Source organism: Ornithinimicrobium carbonis, from assembly GCF_977012275.1.
This window is the reverse complement of record NZ_OZ348993.1, coordinates 1,286,917-1,301,942: the sequence shown is the minus strand read 5'-3', so window position 1 is coordinate 1,301,942 and position 15,026 is coordinate 1,286,917. Positions and strand designations below refer to the sequence as shown.

Below are 15,026 nucleotides of genomic sequence, written 5' to 3'. Positions count from 1 at the left end.
GATCTTTCCACCGACCGCCACGAGTTTCGTCGCATCGAGACGAGACGTCGCACCGCGACGAGGTCTCGTCGCATCGGGACGAGCTTCGTCGCATCGACGGAGGGCGGTCCTCCCAGCCCCCGCTAGCCCACCCAGGTGGGCGCCGACCAGGCCAGCGAGTGGCCGGTCTTCTCCAAGAGGCCCTCGTCGGTGGACCAGACGTCCACCGACCCCTCGCGCTCGGCGGCGACGAGGAGCAGGTCGCCCTCGTGGCCGGGAACCCAGCCGATGAACCGTGGCCAGTGGCCCGTCACGACCTGCTGGCGCAGCTCCAGCAGCCCATCGTCGTCCACGGCGTAGACCGAGACGGTGTCGGTGCCCCGGGTCGAGACGTAGAGGTGCCGCCCGTCCGGTGACACGACGATGCCGCCCGTCGTCGTCTCCCCCGGACCCGGACCCTCGGGCGCGGTGGTCATCGTCTGCACGACCTCCCAGCTCCGGCGAGCGCCGTCCCCGTCCGCGCCACCCCGCTCAGCGCCGTCCCCGTCAGCGCCGTCCCCGCCGCCACCCTTCCGCCGGACCACGTGCACCGTCTGGTCCAGCTCGCCGACCACCCACAGCAGGTCGTCCCGGTCCGGGGCGAGCGCGAGGTGCCGCGGCCCGCTCCCGGTCGGCAGCACGATCTCCCCCACGTGCCGCAGCGCCCCGTCGACGACCTCCAGCTCGGGCACCCGGTCGGCGCCCAGGTCGCAGACGAGCAGCCGGTCCTCCCCCACGAAGACGGCCTGGTGGGCGTGCGACGAATCCTGCCGATCGTGCGGCCCATCCCCCTCCAGCTGCAGCTCGTCGACCAGCTCCAGCTCCTCCCCCGCCGCGACCAGCCCCAGGCTGCCGCTGACGTAGTTGCTCGCGACGAGCCACCGGCCGTCGGGCGAGAGCGCCAGGTGGGCCGGTCCCATCCCTCCGCTGTCCACCGACGAGACCACGCCCTCCTCGGGGTGCACCCGGACCACGGACCCCCCGTCGGCCTCGCTGACGGCATACCCCTCCTCGGTCCCCGCGATGCGCACGAGCCAGGAGGGCGCGGCCGGGCCCGGGAGGGCGACCGCGTCCCCGAAGCCGGTGGTGGGGTCGTAGTCGACCCTGCCCCAGCCGGACCGGTCCGTGGGCTGGTCCTGCGTGTATCCACCCAGGTGGAGGGTCATCGCGGCTCCTTCTCGCTCGGGTCTGGTGGTCGCGCTACCCCATCGTGGCAGCGCGACCGCGCCGGTGCACGAGCAGGGAGACGCCCAGCACGGCCAGCCCGCCGACCGAGAGCGCGGCGCCGACGAGCGAGGGCGCGCGGTAGCCGTACCCGCCCGCGATGACGAGGCCACCCACCCACGCGCCGAGGGCGTTGGCCAGGTTGAGCGAGGAGTGGTTCATCGCGGCGCCGAGGGTGCGCGCGGAGCCGGCGACGGCCATCAGGCGCAGCTGGAGCGCGACCACCCACGCGGAGCCGGAGACGCCGATGACGGCGAGCGTGAGCAGCGCCGGCACCAGCCAGCGGGAGGTCTGCCAGAAGGCCAGCAGCGAGACCGCCGAGCCCAGCCCCATGATGACCAGCGTGCGCAGCACCGACCAGTCGCTGAGGCGCCCGCCGAGCCAGGTGCCGAGCAGCGAGACCGCGCCGTGCACGAGGAGGAACACCGGCACCCAGCGCTGGTCCAAGCCGGCGACCTCGGTGACGGTGGGCGCGATGTAGGAGTACATCGCGAACATGCCGCCGAAGCCGATCGCCCCGACGAGCAGCGACAGCCAGAACTGCAGGTTGCCGAACGCGGCGAGCTCGGTGCGGTAGGACTGCTCCGGCCGCCCCGGGGTCCAGGGCACCCAGACCCGCACGAGGTATGCCGTGAGCGCGCCGAGGGCGGCGACGGCCCAGTAGGTGGCGCGCCAGCCGAGCTCCTGGCCGGCGAGGGTGCCGAGCGGGACGCCCAGCACCATGGCGATCGGGATGCCGAGCATCACGGTACCCACGGCGCGCCCTCCCTGCCCGGGCGGCGCGAGCGCGACCGCGACGAGGGCGGCCAGGCCGAAGAAGCCGCCGTGCGGCAGGCCGGCGAGGAAGCGGGCGACGATGAGCAGCTCGTAGGTCGGGGCCAGCGCGGTGAGGGCGTTGCCGACGGTGAACACGACCATGAGGACGATGAGCACCGCGCGCCGCGGCATCCGGGCGGTCCCGAGGGCGATGAGCGGCGAGCCGACGACCACCCCCAGCGCGTACGCGGAGATGGTGTGCCCGGCCATGGGGATGCTGACCCCGGCCCCCTCGGCGATCTGCGGGAGCAGGCCCATCGTGACGAACTCGGTGATGCCGATGCCGACGCCGCCGGTGACGAGGGCCAGGAAGGCCAGCGTCCGGGCGCGGGCGTCGATCGCGGGCATGGTCAAGGGACCCCTCCAGGGGGAGCACGACGGTGGGGGAGTCCCGGCTGGGACCCCTCCAGGGTACGCGTCCTGCCGCCGGCGGTCGCCCCGCGCTCAGGGGCGCGGGTGGGGGCGGCCCTGAGCGCGGGTGGGGGTGCCCTCGGCCGCAGGTGGGGGGGTCGGCCCTCGGCCGCAGGTGGGTCGGCCCTCGGCCGCAGGTGGGGGCCGCCCGAGCCCCGGGGCGGTCAGTCCTCGACAGCCTCGGCGATGGCCACGAAGTTGGCCTTGCGGTGCCCGTCGTAGCGCTCACCCAGCGAGTCGTCGCAGGTGATCAGCGCGATGCGGGCCACGTCGTCCTGGTCGCCCCAGACGTCCGCGTTGGTCTGGAGGCCCTCCTTGGACACCTGTGTGGTGTGCGTGACGACGAACTCACGGACGTCGCCGTCGGCGTAGCCCACCTCCACGACGTCACCCTCCTCGACCTCCCCCAGGTCGTAGAAGACGTCCGGCTCGTCGTGGTAGATCATGTGCGCCGCGATGACGGCGGTGCCGACCTGGCCGGGGACGACGCGGCCGGTGCCGGTGTACCAGATCATGTCCCCCTGGTCGGGGTTGATCGTGCCCTGCGCGGTGAGCCCCTCGGGCTTGATCGGCTCCTCGTCGAGGTTCGCGTCGGCCAGGCTCACCCACGCCGGCGCGTCCGCCCCCTCGGCCGTGACACGGCCAGAGGTCCCCGCCAGCGCCCCCACCGCCTGCACCGTCAGCGTGCTCAGACCGAGCGTGCTGACGAGCAGGGCGGTGGGGACCAGGAACGAGGGACCTCGGGTCACGTCACTGCTTTCCGGGTATGCGGTGCACCTGGCGGTTCAGGGTCGGTTCAGTGCTCGCCGGCCCGGCGACGCATCGCCCAGCCCGCGGCGCCGGCGCCACCCAGGAGGAGAGCGGCTCCACCCATCAGGCCCATGTTCGGGCCGGCGGGGGTGGCAGGACCGTCGGTCTCGACGGGGGGACCGGTCGGCTTGTCGTCGTCCTTGTCCTTGTCGTCGTCCTTGCCCGGGTCGGTGGGCTCCTCGGGGTCGGTCGTCGGGTCGTCGGTCTCGGTGGGCTCGTCGGTCTCGTCGCCGTCGCCCGGGGTCACGCCGTTGTCGTCGTCGGCGACAGCCTGGCAGACGATGGCGTGGGTCACGTTGCCGGGCGAGGATCCGGGCAGCTCGTCGTCGTAGGAATAGGCCCCGTAGCCGTTCCAGTTGAGCACCTGGTAGTCCTCAGCGACCTTGAGCACGACGGCGATCCACTCGTTGTCGTCCTCCAGGAGTGGCCCCCAGCCGCCCTCTCCCTCTTCGAAGATCTCGATGTCGCTGGAGTCGAAGCCGCCGGGTTGGGTGGATACGTGGCAGCTGACGCTCGAGAAGTTCTGGTTCTCGAAGTACTCCTCCCAGAAGTCGGCCTGCGGCTGGCCCGGGATGGCGGAGGCGCCGGCAGCGCCGGCGAAGAGGACGGCGGCGGCCCCAGCACCGGCGGCCAGCCCTCGAAGGGTCCTGGTGCTCATGACGTTCCTTTCCACGGCGACGCGTGGGCGGGCCCCACTCGTCCTGCTGCTGATCTCGGTAGTCACATGAGTCACAAACAACACACATGTAACTTCAGGCGCACAGGCACCATAGCCGGAGATCGCCCCACCGTGCACGCCCCGGGTCCGGCGTGTCGTCGGAGGGCCCCGCGGGGACCGTCATGCAACGACAGGCCTGCACCCGGATCCGCCTGACGGAGGCCCTGCTCCGCCCTGATGGCCCGGCCACCTCCCCGCCCCCGGCCCCGGTCGGCCCGTCCCCGGGTCCAGCTCGCGGCCGGCCCGCCCCTGGCCCCGGCCCCGGTGCGCTCAGCGGTCGGCGTCCGGCGCCTCGCTCCCACCTTCGCTCTCGGCCACCTCCGGCTCCGGCTCCGGCTCCGGGTCGTCGTCGCCCGGACGTTCGGTCAGCTCCCTGACCTGGTGCGTCGCGGCGCCGCGGGCCTTGACGAGCGCGACCAGCGCGACACCGGTCTGCGGCACCGTCGTGTCCGCGGTGACCACGCGGGCCACCCCGTCCTCGACGACGAACATCAGCACGGCGTCCGGCTCCCGCTCCAGGAAGGCGTCCAGAGGGTGCTGCTCGGTGAGCTTGGTCTGGCGCACCTGCATGCCCTCGCGGATGCGGTCCTCCAGCTCGGGCGAGGACAGCGGCGGCCAGAAGGCCACGTTGGTGCTCAGCTTCGTGGCCGTGCGGCGTTTCGCCTGCGCCGACCCCTTCTGGACGGGGGCCTTGTCCATGGACCGGCGCCGTCCGTTCCCGGCCCCGTCGCGCTCGCTCCCGCTCCCGCTCCCCCGGTTCGCGCTGCCCCGCTGGCCGTGCCGACGGTCCCCGTGCTTCTTCGCCGCCTGCTTCTCCGCCTGCGCCCGCTGCTTCTCCTGCGGGCTGCTCCCCTCGGGGAGCGGGTCGGCCTGGCGCCGCACGGTGAAGGTGCGCTGGGACCCCAGCGTGTGGGCGAACTCCCGGGCGGCGGTCGAGTTGGTCTCGTCGTCGAACGTGCCCGCCACCAGGGACCCGATACCGGCCAGCTCCATGTCCTCCACGGCGTACTCCGACAGGATGTGCGTCCGCTCGACACGCAGGCCGGACAGCCGGGCCTGCATCACCTCGGCCGGGGAGAGCGAGACCAGCAGCGTCGGGACCTTCAGCTTCTCCAGCACGGCCGCCGACTGCCGCGCCCAGGTCGGGGCACCGGCGAAGAGCACCCCGTGCGGGGTGGTGGTCGCCAGGCCGAGACGCTCCGCCAGCCGGCCCACCCCCAGGCCGTAGACCGCCACGGTGATGACGATCGTCATGAAGACGAGCGGGACGAGGTCCGCCGAGGCGAGGACGAGGGCTTCCAGCCGCTCGGCCTGGGCCTCCAGGCGCAGCAGGTCGGTCGGGTCCAGACCGCCCTCCCGGCTGGCGAGCAGCGCCTCCTCCGAGGCGTGCTCCAGCTCGAGGGCGAAGATGCTCGTGACCGCCGCCGCGACGATGCCCCGCGGCGCCATGAAGGACAGCAGGGTGCGCTCCTCGCGGGTGGCCGACGTGCCCATCAGCCCCAGCCAGATCGAGGCCGGCCGCACCACGAGGATGAGGATCGTCACGAAGACGAGGGCCGTGGGCAGCACGCCCAGGACCTCGGCGGGCGAGAGCCGGCCCGCGAGCAGGACGAAGAGCGTGCCGACGATGAGCACCTGCAGGTGCTCCTTGAACTCCCGGACGTGGTCCAGGCGCAGCCCGGGCCGGTTGGCCAGGAAGATGCCCAGCATCGTGACGGTGAGCAGCCCGCTCTCGGTCTGCATCTCGTTGGAGATCACCAGCGCCGCGACGGAGACCGCCAGGAAGACCGTCCCCTCCAGGAAGTCGGGGATCCAGTGGCGGCGCAGGGCCACCTCCAGCGCGACGCCCAGGACGAGGGTGATCACCGTCGCGACGAGGATCGTGCGACCGAGGGTCCACAGCGCCGTCCCCAGCGCCGGCTCCGGCCCGCTGATGATGACCGCCTGGAAGACCAGCACCGCCAGGATCGCCCCGATCGGGTCGACGATGATCCCCTCCCAGCGCAGCATCGAGGAGACCCGGCGGGTGGGCCGCAGCTGCCGCACGATGGGCGCGATGACGGTGGGGCCGGTGACCACGAGCAGGGCCCCGATGAGCAGCGCCAGCTGCCACCCCACGCCGACCACGATCCCGGCCGCCGTGATGAGCAGCCAGGCGAGCAGGACCGTGACGGTGCACAGCCGCAGCACGGTCTGCCCCAGGCCCCGCAGCTCCCGGAAGCGCAGCGACAGCGACCCCTCGAAGAGGATGATGCCGACGGCGATGTTGACCCCGGCGAAGAGCAGGTCGCGTCCCAGCACCGCCTCGGGCGAGACCAGCTGGCCCAGCAGGAAGCCCCCGACCAGCAGCAGCAGGATGGAGGGGACCTTCAGCTTGTAGGCGATCAGCTGGAACGCCGAGGCCAGGCCGAGCACCAGGGCCAGGTAGGGGGCGACAGACACGGGTGCCAGTGTGCTGCATGACCCTCCTGCGGCGCACAGGTCTGTGCGTCGGTCGGTCTCAGGCGCCGGTCGTGCCCTCCTCGTGGACCGGCTCCAGCAGCCCCACGCCGAGCAGCGTGGCCACCACCTCCAGGGTCGTGACCAGGGTCTCGCCCTCCGGCGGAGGTCCGAACACCTCCTCCAGCACCTCGGCCAGCTCGGCCACGGTCAGGGCCACCCGGGCGCTCTCCCGGACGACCGTCCCCAGCGCCGAGACCCGCTGCACCTGTCCGTCGAGCAGCACGAGCGACTCCCCCTCGCGGTGCAGCTCGTCGTGGGCGACGACGGTGCGCACCCGGGTGAAGGGGGACGGCACACCCCGCGGTGTCCCCCGGGCCGGCGTCACCACGGCGACCTCCGGGCGCAGATCTCGGCGGCGAGGGGCTCCAGCCCGCTCACCTCGGCGTACGTCGCGCGCCGCGCGCCGCCGGTGCGCTCGAGCACGTCCGCCAGCCAGCGCAGCGGCCCGTCGGTGCGCATGAAGCCGGAGGACTCGGGGGTCAACGCGACGACCGCGTCGAGGGTGTCGAGGGGCTCGAGCTCGACCGGGCCCGCGTGCTCGGCGTCGCGGCGCAGCACGACGATCCCGGCCACCCAGGGCTCGGCGACCGGCGCTCGCAGCCCCACCTGCCCGGGCGCCTGCTCGTCCTTGACGCCCGCCCAGTCGGGGCGCCGGGTGGACAACGGCTTCAGGTATGGCGTCACGCCCCCGTCGCGGCGGATGCCCACCGTCTCGTCGCTGACGTAGGTGCGGGTCGGCCCGAGCGTGCGGCACAGCGTGGTCTTGCCGGTGTTCCCGGGGGCCACGAAGACGGCGGTCGCGCCGGTGACCGGGTCGGCCAGGGCGGCGGCGTGCAGCATCAGCAGGTCCCCGGTCCGGGCGGTGATGACCGCATGGGTCACGGCCTGGGTCAGGTGCTGCAGCAGCCGGCGGGGGTCGCTGTCGGCGACGGTGCGCGCGCCGCGGGTCCACGGCGGCGGGGTCTCCTCCGGGGCGAGCCGGTGGGCGCGGACGACCACGGTCTCCGGCGCAGGGCCGGACGCGGCGTCGGGTGTGACATCTGGGGCGGCGTCGGTTGCATCGGCAGCGGCGTCGGGCGCGGCGTCGGCAGCGGCCGGGCGCAGGGCGAGGTGCCACCGGTCGCGCAGCTGGGCCGCGAGCTCCGGGGCGGCGTGGCCGGTGACGTGCAGGTCGACGTCGGTCCCCAGCGCGTGCAGGGGCACGACAAAGGATGGCTGTTCGGACGGGCCGGCCGGCGGCTCGACGTCCGACGGGCTGGCCTCCACGGGGCCAGCGTAGGCGAGAGGCCGGGGCTACTCTCGCGGTGTGGACGTGCCCGCCGACCCCCAGCAGGCCCTGGCGCACGCCGTCCAGGAGCTGTATGCCGCCCCCGCGGCCGAGTTCGTCACGACCCGGACCGCCCTGGCCAAGGAGCTGCGCGCGGCCAAGCACCGGGAGGTCGCCAAGGAGCTCGGCGCCATGCGCAAGCCGAGCGTCTCCGCCGCAGCGGTCAACACTCTCGTCCGCGCCGAGGACGCGGTGGTCGACCGGCTGGTCGACCTGGGCGGGGCGATGCGGCACGCCACCTCCGCCTTCGACGGGAGGGCGCTGGCCGCGCTGCGCTCCGACCGCGACGAGCTGCTGCGCGACTGGGTGCGGGCCGCGGCCGAGCACGCCGAGGGACCGCTCACGGCCGCGGTCGAGGCGGAGGTCCGGGACACGGCCGTGGCCGCGCTGGCCGACGCCGCCGCCACCGAGGTCGTCACGAGCGGGCACCTGACCCGGGCCCTGTCCTACAGCGGGTTCGGCGAGGTCGACCTGGCCGACGCCGTCGCCCGTACGAGCACGGGCGTGGTGCTGACCCGGATCGAGGGTGGCCGGGTCGACGAGGAGGACGGCGTCGGGGACGCGGAGGGGCAGGACGGGGCGGCCGAGGCCGAGGCCGACGACGGCGACGGCGACGGCGAGGATCTCGACGGCGCCGAGGACGGGGCCGAGGACGGCGACGGTGACGAGGACGGGGCCGAGGACGGCGACGAGGACGGCGAGGACGGCGAGGACGAGGTCGAGGAGGATCAGGAGGACGACGAGCAGCAGGACGACGAGGCCGATGAGCCGCCGGACCCCGACGTCGACGCCCTCGAGATGGAGCTGGACGAGGCCGAGAAGGTCGTGGCCGCCGCCAGGGCCGAACGCCGCCGGGCCGCTGCGGCCGAGACGGAGGCCGAGGACGAGGTGCGGACGGCGGCCGAGGTGGTCGCGCAGGCCGAGGAGGCCCTGCGGGAGGCGCGCGCGGAGCTCACCGCCGCCGAGGAGTCCCACGCCCGCGCCCAGGACGGGCTGACGCAGGCGCAGCAGGGACGCGTCGAGGCGGAGGAGGCCCTGCAGGCGGCCCGTCGGCGGAGGGACGAGGCGCGGGTCGCGCTCGAGGAGGCCGAGGACGCCTGACGAACCTGCGCGCGGTCAACCGCCGCGGCGCACGAAAGGTGGCACCGGCGGGTCGTCAGTGACGTGCGGCGAGCTTCAGCGGCCGGTGCGGCTGTCGAGCAGCTGCACCAGCTTCCAGGCCAGCGGGAGGGCCGCTGCGGCCATGCCCGCCTTGATCAGCCCGGGGACGATGAAGGGCGTGATGCCGTAGGCGGCGACCGTCGCCAGGTCGGTCAGCCCCAGCACGCCGGCCAGGTAGGGCACTCCCACGAGGAAGGGCATGACCGTCGCGGCGCAGAAGCCGGCCATCGCCAGCAGGGGGCGACGGTCCCAGGCCCGCTCGGCGCACCAGCCCGCGACCGCGGCCGCGAGGATGAACCCGACGATGTAGCCGAACGACGGGGCCAGCACCATCGCCGGTCCGCCACGACCCTCCGCGAACCACGGCACCCCCGCCAGTCCGACGACCAGGTAGGTGGTGAGGGCGGCCGCCCCGCGGCGCATGCCCAGCGCGGCGCCGACGAGCATCACGGCCAGCGTCTGCCCGGTGATCGGCACCGGCCACATGGGCACCGTCAGCTGGGCCAGCACACCGACGACGGCCGCGCCGGTGGCGACCAGCGCGACGTCCGTCATGGTGGAGCTGCGGGGCAGGATGCGGTCGGCGAGAACTCCGGCACCCGGGCGGGTGCTCACGGCGGCGGTCGTCACGAGGATTCCTCCGGAAGGTGCGGCGGGCGGCGTCGGCCCGTGCGGGACGGTGCCGTTCCGGCCCGTGCGGGCGCGGTCTGGCGGACAGCCTGCCACACCCCCCGCACGACCCGCCGGTAACCCCCGCAGACGGCCGCGGAGCGGTCGCTGGCCGGCCGCGGAGCGGTCGCGGAGCGGTCGCGGAGCGGTCGCGGGGCGGTCGCGGGGCGGTCGCGGAGGCGACCGTGCACGGCATACCCTGGGAGGTGCACCGACGCCGGTCACCCTCCAGGGTGGTCGGCGTCTCCCGTCCCAGCCCCCGACCCCGCGCCCGCCCGGCGCCGAGGATGGACCCCCATGAAGATCGCCCTGCTCACCGCCGGTGGAGACTGCCCCGGCCTCAACGCCGTCATCCGGGGCGTCGTGCTCAAGGGTGACCGGATCTACGACCACGAGTTCGTCGGCGTGAAGGACGGCTTCCGCGGGCTGGTCGAGGACGACATCGTCCCGCTCCCCCGCCAGCGCGTGCGCGGCCTGTCCAAGGTCGGCGGCACCATCCTGGGCACCTCGCGGGTCAGCCCGATCACCAACGGCGGCACGGCGCGGGTCAAGGAGGTCATGGACAAGCACGAGATCGAGGCCCTGATCGCCATCGGCGGCGAGGGCACGCTGACCGTGGCCCGGATGTTCCACGACGACGGCATCAACGTCGTCGGCGTGCCGAAGACCATCGACAACGACCTGTCCGCCACCGACCGCACCTTCGGCTTCGACACGGCGGTGTCGGTGGCGACGGAGTCGATCGACCGGCTCCGGACCACCGGCGAGGCGCACAGCCGCTGCATGGTCGTGGAGGTCATGGGCCGGCACGTCGGCTGGATCGCCCTGCACGCCGGCATGGCCTCAGGCGCCCACGTCATCCTCATCCCCGAGGTGCCCGTCACCCCCGAGCAGGTGTGCGAGTGGGTGCAGCACGCGCACGACCGTGGCCGCGCGCCCACCGTGGTCGTCGCCGAGGGGTTCACCTTCGCCGGCCAGGCCCGGGTCGAGAGCGACCAGAGGGACAGCTTCGGCCGGCCGCTGCTCGGCGGCGTCGGCGACCAGGTCACCCGGCTGATCGAGGAGCGCACCGGCATCGAGACGCGCAACACCACGCTCGGCCACCTGCAGCGCGGAGGCGTGCCCAGCTCGTACGACCGGGTCCTGGCGACGCGCTTCGGCACCGCCGCGGTCGACGCGGTCAGCAACAAGCTGTGGGGCACGATGGTGGCGCTCTCCGGGATCGACATCTCCCACGTCAACCTCAGCGACGCCACCAGCCACCTCAAGACGGTCCCGCGCGACCAGTGGGACGAGGCCGCGATCCTCTTCGGGTGAGGGGTGTGGCGCTCGCGGCGGGGGATGCCGTGTCCGCCCCGGGTGGAGTCGGGTCCGCGACGGGGTATGCCGTGGCCGTCCCGGTCGTAGGCTGGTCGGCATGAGCCTGATCGACGAGGGACGCGCGCTGCTGGACGACCTGGTGGCGCTGCGCCGCGAGCTGCACCGCGACCCCGAGGTCGGCCTGGACCTGCCCCGCACCCAGCAGCGGGTGCTCGAGGCGCTGGAGGGGCTCCCCCTGGAGATCACCACCGGCGAGGGAACGACCTCCGTGGTCGCGGTGCTGCGCGGCGCGCGGCCGGGCCCGACCGTCCTGCTCCGGGGCGACATGGACGGCCTCCCGGTCACCGAGAACACCGGCCTCGACTTCGCCGCCACCACCGGCACCATGCACGCCTGCGGCCACGACCTGCACACCACCGGCCTCGTCGGCGCCGCGCGGCTGCTCAGCGCCCACCGCGAGGAGCTCGCCGGGTCGGTGCTGTTCATGTTCCAGCCGGGCGAGGAGGGCTACGGCGGGGCCAAGGTCATGCTCGACGAGGGGCTGCTGCAGGCCAGCGACCAGCAGCCGGTCGCCGCCTACGCCATCCACGTCTCCCCCGGCCCGCGCGGCGTCTTCTGGCAGCGCTCCGGCCCCGTCATGGCGGGGTCGAACGTCCTGGAGATCACCGTCCACGGACGCGGCGGCCACGGATCCCAGCCGCACAAGGCGGCCGACCCGGTCGCCGCCCTGATGGCGGTCGGCACCGCCCTGCAGACGATGGTCACCCGCCGCTTCGACGCCAGCGACCCGGTCGTGCTCTCGGTGACCCGCCTGCGGGCGGGCGAGGCGGTCAACGTGATCCCCGGTTCGGCGACCCTGGGCGCGACCGTGCGGACGCTCTCCGACGCCAAGGTCGACGCCGTGCGCGCGGAGGTCACCCGCGTGGCCGAGGGGATCGCGGCCGCGCACGCCTGCACCGCGGAGGTGTCCCTGCAGGTCCAGTACCCCGTCACGGTCAACGACCACGACGAGACCGCCTGGGTGGCCGAGCGGCTGGTCGAGGCCTTCGGGCAGGACCGCGTGGAGGAGCGGCCCTCCCCCCACATGGGCTCGGAGGACTTCTCCTTCGTGCTGGCGCAGGTGCCCGGCACGTTCTTCTTCCTCCAGTGCAGCCCGCCGGAGGTCGACCCGGCCACCGCGCCGTACAACCACTCCGCCGAGGTGCTCTTCGACGACTCGCTCCTGGGCGACCAGGCGGCCGCCCTGGCGATGCTGGCGATGGGCCGGCTCGCCCGGGAGGAGGTATGACGCAGCCCGGCACCCACCCGCACGCGGCGGGCGCGCACGACATACCCCTGCCCGCGGCGGACGAGGTCGACGCCGCGGCCGACCGGATCCTCGGCAAGGTGGCCCGCACCCCCCTGCAGCGCAGCGAGCGCCTCTCGGCGGCGACCGGCGCGACGGTCTGGCTCAAGCGGGAGGACCTGCAGCCGGTCCGCTCCTACAAGGGGCGCGGCGCGGCCAACCTCATCGCCCAGCTGGACAGCGAGCAGATCTGGGCGGGCGTCGTCTGCGCGAGCGCGGGCAACCACGCCCAGGGCGTCGCGCACGCCTGCGCCACGCTGGGCGTCAGTGCCCGGATCTACCTGCCGGCCAACACCCCGCGGCAGAAGCGGGAGCGGGTCGCCGCGCTCGGCGGCGACTGGGTCGAGGTCGTCGTCGGCGGTCAGACCTACGACGAGGCCGCCGCGGCCGCGCTGGCCGACGTGGAGCGCACCGGGGCCACGCTGATCCCGGCCTTCGACCATCCGCACACCATCGCCGGGCAGGGCACGATCGCCCGGGAGGTCGTGGAGGACCTGCCCGGGGCACCGGACGTCCTCGTGGTGCCGGTCGGTGGCGGCGGGCTGCTCGCCGGCTGCCTCACCTGGCTCTCCGAGCGCCACCCCGGCGTCCGGGTCGTCGGCGTCGAGCCGGCCGGGGCGGCCAGCATGATCGCCGCCACCTGGGCGGGCGGCCCCACCACGCTGCCGGAGATCGACCGGTTCGTGGACGGCGCCGCCGTCGCCCGCGCCGGCGACCGGACCTATCAGGTCGTGGCACGGCACACCCCCGAGCTGGTGTCCGTCCCGGAGGGGGCGATCTGCACCGAGATGATCGCGCTCTACCAGACCGAGGGGATCATCGCCGAGCCCGCCGGGGCGCTGGCGGCGTCCGCGCTCGACCAGCTGGACCTGGCGCCCGGGCAGCAGGTCGTGGTCGTGGTCTCCGGGGGCAACAACGACCTGCTGCGCTACGGCGAGGTGATGGAGCGCTCGCTCATCCACGAGGGGCTCAAGCACTACTTCCTCGTCGACTTCCCGCAGGAGCCGGGGATGCTGCGGCAGTTCCTCGACGAGGTGCTGGGGCCGGACGACGACATCGCGCTGTTCGAGTACGTCAAGCGCAACAACCGCGAGACCGGCCCCGCGCTCGTGGGCATCGAGCTCGGGCGCCGGGAGGACCTCGCCTCGCTGCTGGAGCGGATGGAGGCCAGCTCGATGGACGTCGAGCCGATCCCGGCCGACAGCCCGCTGTTCCGCTTCATCCTGTGAGCCGCGTCGCCGGCGGGGTCCGCGCCCGCCGCGTCGGCCACCCCCCGTCGCTGCGTCCGGGACGCCGGTGAGCGCCGGCCGGGCCCTCGTCGACCTCAGCCCGCTGCGGGTCGGGACCTACCGGCGGGTGTGGGCCAACGGGCTGCTGGCCGGGCTGGGCATCCAGGTCGCCACCGTCGCGGTCCTCTTCCAGGTGTGGGACCTGACCCGCAACCCCTTCTGGGTCGGCGCGATCGGTCTGGTGCAGGCGGTGCCGCTGATCGTCTTCGGGCTGGTCGGGGGTCCCCTGGCGGACGTGCTCGACCGCAGGCGGGTGGCGCTGTGGTCCACCGGTGGGCAGTCGCTGGCGGGGCTGGCCCTGGCCGGTCAGCTGGTGCTGGGGGCCTATCCCCTGCCGGTGCTGCTGGGGCTGGCCGGGGTGCAGTCGGCGTTCAGCGCCGTGGGGGCGCCGTCGCGACGGACCTTCGTCGTCCGGCTGCTGCCGAGGACGCTGGTGCCGGCCGGCATCGCGCTGCTCATGCTGACCTTCCAGGCCTCGATGCTCGTGGGGCCGGCGCTGGGCGGGCTGATCCTCGGTGCGACGTCGGCGGGCGTGTGCTTCCTGTTCAACGGGGTGGCGCTGGCGGTCGCGTGGTGGGCGATCCGGGGGCTGCCGCCGCTGCCGCCCCGCCCGGCGCGGGGCCGGACGGAGTCCGTGGCGGACGAGGCCGGAGACGCTGCGGCTGCGGCCCCGCCGTCGGCCGTGGCACCGGAGGGGGCGGCATCGGAGGGGACGGCGGCGGAGGGGACGGCCGCGGAGGGGACGGCCGCCCGGGTATGGCGTCGCACCCGCCGCGGGGTGGTGATGCTCGCGGACGGCATCGGGACGGTGCGCGGCGACCCGGTCCTGCGCGGGTCGTTCCTGCTCGACCTGGCTGCGACGCTGCTCGCCTTCCCGGTCGCCCTCTTCCCGATGGTCAACCAGGAGCTCTTCGACGGCGATCCGCGCACGCTGGGGCTCTTCCTGTCCGCGGTCGCCGTCGGTGGCATGTCCGCCGGCGCGACGTCGGGCCTGATCACCAGGGCCGACCGGCTGGGGCGCATCCAGGTGGGTGCCGTCGCCGCCTGGGGGCTGGCGCTGCTGGGCTTCGGTGCCGCTGCCTGGGCCGGTCAGGCCTGGCTCGTCCTGGGCTTCCTGGCCGTGGCGGGGGCGGCGGACACCGTCTCGGTGACCTCCCGCGCGGCGATGGTCCAGCTCGCCACCCCGGACGAGCAGCTCGGCCGGGTCTCCGCGGTCGAGCACGTCATCGGGCTCGCCGGTCCGGACGTCGGCAACGCCCGCGCGGGAGCGGTCGCCGGTCTCACGACCCCGGCGGCCACCGCGGTCCTGGGGTCCCTCACCTGCCTGGCGCTCGCCGCCTGGGTGGCGGCGACCCACCGGGAGGTGGCGGCCTTCCGGGTCAGCGGCCGGTGAGCGCGGGCGCCGGCAGCGACTGG

13 protein-coding genes are annotated in these 15,026 nt (G+C 74.4%); 5 read left to right on the top strand and 8 right to left on the bottom strand.

The genetic code is table 11. From position 1 onward, the window contains the following. Positions 1 to 122: 122 nt before the first annotated feature. The 7 genes from ACWHYA_RS05875 to ACWHYA_RS05845 form a co-directional block, all read right to left on the bottom strand. On the bottom strand, positions 123 to 1,184 hold the full coding sequence (locus tag ACWHYA_RS05875; protein ID WP_425942384.1) for a lactonase family protein: 1,062 nt from the start codon (positions 1,182 to 1,184) through the stop codon (positions 123 to 125). A gap of 34 nt (positions 1,185 to 1,218) precedes the next feature. Then, positions 1,219 to 2,406: an MFS transporter gene (locus ACWHYA_RS05870; protein ID WP_425942513.1), complete on the bottom strand. Its 1,188-nt coding sequence runs from the start codon at positions 2,404 to 2,406 to the stop codon at positions 1,219 to 1,221. 227 nt (positions 2,407 to 2,633) lie between these two features. Continuing rightward, on the bottom strand, positions 2,634 to 3,218 hold the full coding sequence (locus tag ACWHYA_RS05865) for a class F sortase (RefSeq protein WP_425942386.1): 585 nt from the start codon (positions 3,216 to 3,218) through the stop codon (positions 2,634 to 2,636). 47 nt (positions 3,219 to 3,265) lie between these two features. Continuing rightward, the gene (locus ACWHYA_RS05860) at positions 3,266 to 3,937 is read right to left on the bottom strand and encodes a hypothetical protein (protein WP_425942388.1); all 672 of its coding nucleotides are present in this window, start codon (positions 3,935 to 3,937) and stop codon (positions 3,266 to 3,268) included. A 330-nt stretch (positions 3,938 to 4,267) separates the two neighbouring features. Beyond that, positions 4,268 to 6,439 (bottom strand): cation:proton antiporter, encoded by a 2,172-nt coding sequence (locus tag ACWHYA_RS05855; protein WP_425942390.1) that lies wholly within the window; start codon positions 6,437 to 6,439, stop codon positions 4,268 to 4,270. Between the two features lie 58 nt (positions 6,440 to 6,497). Then, positions 6,498 to 6,794 carry a hypothetical protein gene (locus tag ACWHYA_RS05850; protein WP_425942392.1) on the bottom strand — a complete coding sequence of 99 codons (297 nt, stop codon included), beginning with the start codon at positions 6,792 to 6,794 and terminating at the stop codon, positions 6,498 to 6,500. A gap of 26 nt (positions 6,795 to 6,820) precedes the next feature. Further along, entirely contained in the window at positions 6,821 to 7,765 is a 945-nt protein-coding gene (locus ACWHYA_RS05845) for a hypothetical protein (protein ID WP_425942394.1), read from the bottom strand. 40 nt (positions 7,766 to 7,805) lie between these two features. On the opposite strand from ACWHYA_RS05845, the gene ACWHYA_RS05840 reads away from it, so the two are divergent. After that, positions 7,806 to 8,927, top strand: coding sequence for a hypothetical protein (locus ACWHYA_RS05840; RefSeq protein ID WP_425942396.1), 1,122 nt, complete (start codon positions 7,806 to 7,808; stop codon positions 8,925 to 8,927). A gap of 75 nt (positions 8,928 to 9,002) precedes the next feature. Here the strand turns inward: ACWHYA_RS05840 and ACWHYA_RS05835 are convergent, their stop codons facing one another. Then, the gene (locus ACWHYA_RS05835) at positions 9,003 to 9,617 is read right to left on the bottom strand and encodes a biotin transporter BioY (protein WP_425942398.1); all 615 of its coding nucleotides are present in this window, start codon (positions 9,615 to 9,617) and stop codon (positions 9,003 to 9,005) included. Positions 9,618 to 9,953: 336 nt separating this feature from the next. On the opposite strand from ACWHYA_RS05835, the gene ACWHYA_RS05830 reads away from it, so the two are divergent. From ACWHYA_RS05830 to ACWHYA_RS05815, 4 genes are all read left to right on the top strand, one after another. Continuing rightward, a complete protein-coding gene (locus ACWHYA_RS05830; RefSeq protein WP_425942400.1) occupies positions 9,954 to 10,973 on the top strand; it encodes a 6-phosphofructokinase in 1,020 nt (339 codons plus the stop codon). 100 nt (positions 10,974 to 11,073) lie between these two features. Beyond that, a complete protein-coding gene (locus ACWHYA_RS05825) occupies positions 11,074 to 12,264 on the top strand; it encodes a M20 metallopeptidase family protein (protein WP_425942402.1) in 1,191 nt (396 codons plus the stop codon). Then, complete coding sequence (gene ilvA, locus ACWHYA_RS05820; RefSeq protein ID WP_425942403.1) at positions 12,261 to 13,550, top strand: threonine ammonia-lyase IlvA; 1,290 nt, start codon at positions 12,261 to 12,263, stop codon at positions 13,548 to 13,550. The genes ACWHYA_RS05825 and ilvA overlap by 4 nt, the downstream gene beginning before the upstream one ends. Before the next feature lie 67 nt (positions 13,551 to 13,617). Continuing rightward, complete coding sequence (locus tag ACWHYA_RS05815; RefSeq protein ID WP_425942405.1) at positions 13,618 to 15,003, top strand: MFS transporter; 1,386 nt, start codon at positions 13,618 to 13,620, stop codon at positions 15,001 to 15,003. Positions 15,004 to 15,026 lie beyond the last annotated feature (23 nt).

Excerpts from the sequence above, each read along its gene's own strand:
- ACWHYA_RS05875 (WP_425942384.1), bottom strand. The coding sequence starts at position 1,184 with ATGACCCTCCACCTGGGTGGATACACGCAGGACCAGCCCACGGACCGG.
- ACWHYA_RS05870 (WP_425942513.1), bottom strand. The coding sequence starts at position 2,406 with ATGCCCGCGATCGACGCCCGCGCCCGGACGCTGGCCTTCCTGGCCCTC.
- ACWHYA_RS05860 (WP_425942388.1), bottom strand. The coding sequence starts at position 3,937 with ATGAGCACCAGGACCCTTCGAGGGCTGGCCGCCGGTGCTGGGGCCGCC.
- ACWHYA_RS05830 (WP_425942400.1), top strand. The coding sequence starts at position 9,954 with ATGAAGATCGCCCTGCTCACCGCCGGTGGAGACTGCCCCGGCCTCAAC.
- ACWHYA_RS05825 (WP_425942402.1), top strand. The coding sequence starts at position 11,074 with ATGAGCCTGATCGACGAGGGACGCGCGCTGCTGGACGACCTGGTGGCG.
- ilvA (WP_425942403.1), top strand. The coding sequence starts at position 12,261 with ATGACGCAGCCCGGCACCCACCCGCACGCGGCGGGCGCGCACGACATA.